Here is a 7,066-nt window from a genome sequence, read left to right as displayed (position 1 = left end):
GGCTTTAAACCACAATTATTTAATTAACAATTAATAATTAATAATTCGGTAAATAGAAAGATGAACTGAAAGCTGTAGATCGGGTAAAATCTCCAATCAGCAGAGATACCCGAAGTTCGTGAACTTAATTTTAATACTTTCCTGTATAATTTTATGAGTAGTTTACCATTACCAGAAAGACAAAATGGAGATGGGGCTAACAACAGAAACCAAATAATTAGACAAACTTTGACATAATTAGACAATTTTGGTAATATAATCAAATGCCTATCTAACTTCTTAACTGTTGAAAATGAAATCTTTTAAAACCAAGTTAAAAGTTAATAATCAGCAAAAAACAATTCTTGCTAAACACGCTGGTGTTGCTAGACACGCTTACAACTGGGGATTAGCAACTTGTATGAGTGAGTATCAAGAAACTAAAAAACGCCCAAGCGCCATCACCCTGCATAAGCGTTTAGTAGCCGAAGTCAAATCAATTAATCCCTGGTATTATGAGGTGTCTAAATGTGCACCACAACAAGCCTTAAGGGATTTAGAGAGGGCATTTAAAAACTTTCTAACTATTCCAACCCGTGGATTCCCAAAATTTAAGAAAAAAGGTAGAAAAGACAGCTTTTACTTAGAAGGAAGTATTAAGATTTTCCAAGGAAACTACATACAATTACCCAGAATAGGAGTAGTAAAAACTTACGAAATCTTGCCTAATTGCAAAGTAAAAAATGTCAGAATATCCAAAAGAGCAGATAATTGGTACATCAGTTTTCAATATGATATTGAACCCGTACCAACAGAAAAAGTTGAAGAAACTATTGGTGTAGATATAGGCATAAATACATTAGCAACCTGTTCTAATGGCAGTAAATTTGCTAATGTCAAAGCCTACAGGCAAGACAAAAAACGATTAGTTCGTCATCAACGTGCAGTCAGTAAAAAAGTTATTGGTTCTAAAAACAGAATTAAAGCAGTAAAAAAATTAGCAAAACTTCACAAAAAAGTAGCCGATATTAGAGCAGATGCACTGCATAAACTCACAACATGGTTAGCTAAAAACCACAGCACCATAGTGATAGAAGATTTGAATGTCAGTGGAATGCTCAAAAATCATAAACTAGCAAGTGCCATAGCAGACTGCGGGTTTTATGAGTTCAAACGTCAGCTTACATATAAGTGTGAGTGGTATGGAAGTAAGCTAGTGATAGCTCCTAGATTTTATCCAAGTTCTCAAATATGTTCTCATTGTGGGCATCAACAGAAAATGCCGTTAAATGTGAGAACTTATGAATGTAGCAACTGTGGTTTTGAGGCTGACAGAGACTTTAATGCTGCTGTCAATTTGGCCAACTATGTGTATTAGTAGCTTGAGTTCCAAGCGAATTTAAGCCTGTGGAGAGAATAAGTTACAGACTGCGGTCGGTGGTTCTCGCGGAAGCAGGAAGCTAACTCCAAAGCTCATGCAATCATTCATGGGTAAGTTTGGGTAAGTTTAGTAGAACGGCGTTTGCACAAAAAACTAGGATTTAATTCTGGATCGATTCTCTGACTCGATTAATCCAGCCTTGACCTCGTTTCAGCACTTCAGAATAGGGAAGTTCACTCTCCATGATCAACTCCATTGGCAGAGGATTTGTCAGCAATGGAAACCAAGGTCTTAGCTTCTTACCAACGGTTAGGCGAAAAACAAATTCTAACATCATAGATTTTGAGCGGGGAAAGCTATAATCTGACAGCTCTCGCAAGGCATGAACATCTGATAGTCGCTCGACTGTAAAAGCTGGAAGAGCTTCTTCCCATTTATCCTCGTAGCGATCTAAACATTGAGCAAATACTTGCACATCTTGCAGTGAAGCATTACATCCTTGTCCAATAGATGGAGAAACTGCATGGGCAGCATCACCAACAAGCAAAATGCGATCGCCAACGTGCATTCTGTCGCACTTGACTGTCATAATTTTCGATACAGGCTGTTGTCGGAGCATGGCAGCATCTTCTAACCGCATTACAGGTTTGATAAATGCGATGTTATCTTGAAAATAGGCTAAAACTGCTTCATCAGTAGTGCAATTTTCCAGGGGATTATTATCTGGGGGAAAGATCAGCGTTCCATGAAGCCAGTCGTCAGGTTGAGGAGCCAAAACTAATCGAATTCCTTTGCCCAAAGTTGAGGTGTGAACGTAGTTTCCTGCCAGCTCTACTGTTTTATCTGGGGCAATTCTAGGAACGTGCAATGATTTGTATACATCTGGGATAAAATTTTTTTGACATTGGATATCTGCTCTAGCACTTAATACCTCCCGTACTAGGGAACGTACTCCATCAGCTCCCACCAGACGATCGTATTTAGCTGTAAACCTTTCTCCATTTTTGGACTCAAGGATCGCCTCCTGAGTTTCTGGATTAATGTCAACGCAGGGACAATCAAATTTTACCGTCAGCAACTCCTGACTATATTGTTCTAGCAAATGTTCCAATAGCACTAAACTAAGTTGATTGCGGTCAATGAGTAGTGTAGGCATCTTCCGGTTAATCTGACGAGGTTTGCCTTGCTTGGGATAAATTAAAACTCCTTGAGACCAAACTCCTTTTTTTGCTAAAGCTACTTTTAACCCAAAAATCTGCTCAATAGCATTTAGACCTCTTGACTGTAGAGCAATTGGGAAGGTACGCTGACTTGATTGTTCTGCCAATCGAGGATCGAGCCGACTTTCATAAATCTCAACCTGGTAATTTCTGCGACTGAGTAGATAGTGGGCTAGCAATAATCCTACTGGGCCAGCTCCAATAATGACAACCTTTTGCATTTGTTAAATTTCCTTCTTTTGTATACTCTGATTAAACGCTATATTAATTTTGTACAGGTAATACCGTTTCACGGAAGTCAAAAGTCGTAGGGGCGAATGGCCATTCCCCCGTATATAAAGTCATGCTTTAAGATTTTATAGACTTAAAACTTTGCTCGTACAATAATTTCAGGCAATTATTTCACATCTCAAAGTTTGAAACTATTTATGACATCTTTAAAGTGAATTGGTATAAGGTAGGTTTAGATTAAAATAATTGGGTCGGGAATCCTACCTAATTCCTGAAATTTTTTTAGAGGGTTGCTCACCCATCCCTGTTACAAAAACAACTTCTGAATTCTAAATTCAGAATTCTAAATTCTAATGATGACTGTGTATCAGTCCCTATTATCAAAAGTCCATTGTATAAACCCCCATTGTCCAAATCCAATCCAGGCATGGGGAAATAAGTTCTGCCAAAGTTGCGGAACCCCACTCCTACTAAACGATCGCTACATTCCCCTGAGAAAAATAAGTACAGGTGGATTTGCCAAAATATACATTGTTTGGGACCAAAAAACTCAAACCGAACGTATTCTTAAAGTATTAGTAGAAACCTCCCCTAAAGCTCTTGAACTATTTGACCAGGAAGCTTGGGTGTTAGCCAGTTTACGTCATTCTGGTATTCCCAAAGTCGAAGCAGAAGACTATTTTCATCTCCGCAAGCGAAATAGTCAGTCAGAAGTTGGCAATTCTAACCAAGGGTTTTTGCCATGTTTAGTCATGGAAAAAATTGATGGTTGTACCCTAGAAGAAATTATTGAGCAATATCCCCAAGGATGTCCAGATATATATGTCATTAACTGGCTTTCCCAAGCTGTAGAAATTTTATGGGAACTACATCGTCGGAAAATTATTCACAGGGATATTAAACCATCTAATTTAATGTTGCGAGGAGTGGAAGTTTCCTCTCTAACAAAATTCTCCCAAACTTTTTCTCGTCATCATAGAAAAAACAAGGGTCAACTAGTAATTATTGACTTTGGGGGAGTGAAACAATTAAATAATTATAGAATTAGACCTACACAAACTGTGGCAAAACGCAGTACAACTAGGTTAGTTTCTCCTGGATATAGTCCCCCAGAACAAATTGCTGGAGGTGAAATAAGTCCTTCTACAGATTTTTATGCTTTGGGTCGCACTTGCATTCATTTATTGACTGGTCAATATCCAGCAGAATTGGAAGACCCTTCTACTGGTAAACTGAAGTGGCGACAGTTGAAACCTATTAATCCGACTTTGGCTAACTTACTGGATGATATGGTTAGTTTAGATGCAGCTCAACGACCAGGTACAGCAGCAGAAGTTCAAGTCCGTTTAGCTAAAATTTATCGACAGCAAAAGAGGTCTTTGGGAATATCTGCTTTTCGCATAAAGGTTAAAAATTTCTTGAAACTTCAGTTGATCAACCTGGGTAACAATATTAGTAGACTTTCCTATACTGCATCTCAAATAGTTAATCAAACACTTGCAGGTTGTGTAGATACAACTTGGGAAATGATATTGGGAGGAGTCGGGGGAAGTATTGGGGCAATATTCGGATTGATTTTTGCTTATTGGTCAGTAGTAGGCGATCGCCTAGCTAGTTTGAGTTTATTTACTAATTTTTGGTTGATGATGTCGGGTGTTCCTTTGACTATCGGTCCAGAAATAGTTGTCTTTGGTTTGGCAGGTTTGGGGACGGGAGTTGGTTTAACTGATGTGGGGGGTTTTGGTCAGCGTCGTCGTTATTGGCGAACTGCATTTATGGGAATGGTTGGTTATATTTTAGGTGGGTTATGTTGGCAATTTTCCCAAGTTGCTACCACTGTCTACACGACAACAGAAGATTTAATTATTCTAGAAATTATGGGTAAATTGTCTGTGGGAGTAGCGACTGGTGTTATGACTATGGGTCTGGGTTTAAGAAAGCATAGTTCGGTTTATGCTTTGTTGGTTGCTGGTTTAACGGCAATAGTTTTTGTTAGTTTGGAACAGTTAAATATATTTCCCAAGTTATTTTTAGAGTTTATTGTTGTGAATCAAAGTGTGCCTAATTTATTAGAATTTTTTGCCAGTATAAGTTTCTTTAGTTTGTTGGGTTGTGTTGGAGGTTTTTGTCTAGGTGTGAGTCATTATATTATTATTCCTATTTTGCGGAGGTTGGGTTTACATTAGAATAGAATTTGTCAAATTGAAGTACACTTATTTTTCTTCTTTTCTATTCCCTTTTAGCTAATGAATATAAATTTGTACCTCAGCAGTATAATAATTTCTATATGATTTTTTTAATAGTTATAACACCAATCTTTTCTCAAAATATCAAGCTTTTCTTCCAGTTGAACTGTTAAACGTTCAAGTTGAGTATCTGAACTCAATTGTTGTCGTCCAGTTTGAGCAATTTTCAGCAATTGTGTACCAGAAACTTGTTCTTGTTGTTGCCAAATTTGTCTGAAGTTAGGAAATTGGAGTAAACTATTTTTCCAATGACTAAAAGCATTTAGCGAGGAACGAATTCCACCAGCATATTGGGGATAAGATTTAACCAAAGGTGAAAGAAAATAAGGATAGTATTCTACACCAATTGAAGAACACCAATCTTGCCATTTAAACAGTAAAATTCTCGGACTTGTAATAATAGGAATCCAAGGTACCCTAAAAGTATCAGCTATAATTGCGCCATGCATTGCTTCAGCTAGTAAAACTTCTGTTTGGCTAATAGTAGATAATACATCATCTACTGAGGAGCGGGGATCTAAATAATGAAATCCGATTTGTTTACATATATTCTGCCAGATTTCTCCTGCAAAAGTGGCATGATGAATATGTGGCATAAAAGTAAAACGATAATTTTTTTGCTGCGAAGGTTGATATAAACGTCTCGTTAAAATTGCCCCGTCTGTAATTGCTAAATCAGGAGATAAACCTAACTTTTTAGCAGATAATTTTCCTCGAACACAGTACAATTTCCAATTTTTATCTAAAGTTTTTAATGGCTGTTCATAACCTACACCTGTACTAAAAATAATTAAACGTTGAGCTTGGGGAATTCGTTGAGGTAAGAGTTGATTTAATAGAGTTCCAATGCCAATAAAAGTGGTTGTTTCATCTTCATCAAAAAATTCTGGTAGGAGTTGAGGCCATAACCAATTATTTAATTCATCTCCAAAATTACTAAACCCATCTCGACGTTTGTAGTAAAATAGTTTCATAGTTTAAGATTTGATGCAACAGACATAATTTTAGACTTTCCTCGCTCAATCGCCCAAGATAAATAACGAGTTTCGAGAATCATATTTTGAACTAAACTAGATTTAGAACACCAGTCATCAAAAGCAGGAATTGCAATTTCTGTGAGAAAGTAACGCCACTTTTTAGTAGTTTGAGCAGGATTAATTTTTTCTACTTGTAATTGACCATTATTTACTAAAGTCTGACGTAAGTTTATATCGAATTTTAGCTTTTTTAAACTGTCAAGCAACTCCTTCAAAGAAGTAACTTCTAAATAATTGAAGTTAGGTTTTCCTTCTGTACGATATGCAGATTCATAACCTAATATAGCGGGAACACCTGCTAACCAAGCATTATAAAGTTTAGTTGCTGGTTTATTTATATATTTATTCTGTTTGCCAAAACTGCGGATAGCAACTACTGCATCAGCTTGACTATAATCATTCCAACGATTATCAATTTTTTGATAATTCGTTGAGTGATTTTGATTAATAATCGGACGCCAATTTAAATCTAGTTTATTGAGTTCATTTGTCCAATTCAAACTTAAAAGTTCCGGAGCTAAATTATTTTTATGACCAAAAAAAACAATATTTTTAAACTGATTACCGCGTTCAATCTGCCGAGGAATTAATCCTGGTTGTGTCCAGTGAGGTATATAGTAGTTATAATTATTTATAGCTGTTATTTCTTCAGGATTTTGTACCACATGAAATTGAGCATAGGGATAAAAATTTAATTCAGCCTTAAGACAAATTAGAAGTAAATTTTTTCCTGGTTTTATGCCTTTATGAATATAAAGAGAATTGCGATGAACAATAACAATTCCAGAGTGGGGTAAATAATCTACTAATTCACAAGAAAAACCATCTGCTTTTAGACGCAGATAAGTTTGCAATGTCCAAGCGTAAATTCCTAGACCAAATCCAGCCCAATTCTCATGGGGATTTTCAGGTAACTTTTGGGGAAATAATTTACGAGGGATGTAAAAGTAAATAGTCGGTTTCATCAAAAAT

General features: G+C 36.5%; 5 protein-coding genes. 2 read left to right on the top strand and 3 right to left on the bottom strand.

Translation table 11 applies throughout. The annotated features are described in order from the left end of the window. Nucleotides 1–292: 292 nt before the first annotated feature. Nucleotides 293–1,357 (top strand): RNA-guided endonuclease InsQ/TnpB family protein, encoded by a 1,065-nt coding sequence (locus ACP6PL_RS08590; protein ID WP_426544546.1) that lies wholly within the window; start codon nt 293–295, stop codon nt 1,355–1,357. A 163-nt stretch (nt 1,358–1,520) separates the two neighbouring features. On the opposite strand, the gene ACP6PL_RS08585 is transcribed toward ACP6PL_RS08590, so the two are convergent. Further along, nucleotides 1,521–2,801, bottom strand: a complete 1,281-nt coding sequence (locus tag ACP6PL_RS08585; protein WP_426544544.1) for an FAD-dependent oxidoreductase — start codon at nt 2,799–2,801, stop codon at nt 1,521–1,523. A 363-nt stretch (nt 2,802–3,164) separates the two neighbouring features. Between ACP6PL_RS08585 and ACP6PL_RS08580 the strand changes: the two genes are divergently transcribed. Continuing rightward, nucleotides 3,165–4,997, top strand: a complete 1,833-nt coding sequence (locus ACP6PL_RS08580) for a protein kinase domain-containing protein (protein ID WP_426544542.1) — start codon at nt 3,165–3,167, stop codon at nt 4,995–4,997. A 110-nt stretch (nt 4,998–5,107) separates the two neighbouring features. Here ACP6PL_RS08580 and ACP6PL_RS08575 read toward each other — a convergent pair whose 3' ends face one another. Continuing rightward, entirely contained in the window at nt 5,108–6,031 is a 924-nt protein-coding gene (locus ACP6PL_RS08575) for a polysaccharide pyruvyl transferase family protein (RefSeq protein WP_426544540.1), read from the bottom strand. After that, nucleotides 6,028–7,059, bottom strand: coding sequence for a hypothetical protein (locus tag ACP6PL_RS08570; protein ID WP_426544538.1), 1,032 nt, complete (start codon nt 7,057–7,059; stop codon nt 6,028–6,030). The genes ACP6PL_RS08575 and ACP6PL_RS08570 overlap by 4 nt, the downstream gene beginning before the upstream one ends. Nucleotides 7,060–7,066 lie beyond the last annotated feature (7 nt).

It is taken from the genome of Dapis purpurea BLCC-M126 (assembly GCF_050015975.1).
Taxonomy (GTDB): Bacteria; Cyanobacteriota; Cyanobacteriia; order Cyanobacteriales; family Microcoleaceae; genus Trichodesmium.
The sequence above is the reverse complement of the archived record's forward strand: the minus strand, read 5'-3'. Positions and strand labels throughout refer to the sequence as shown.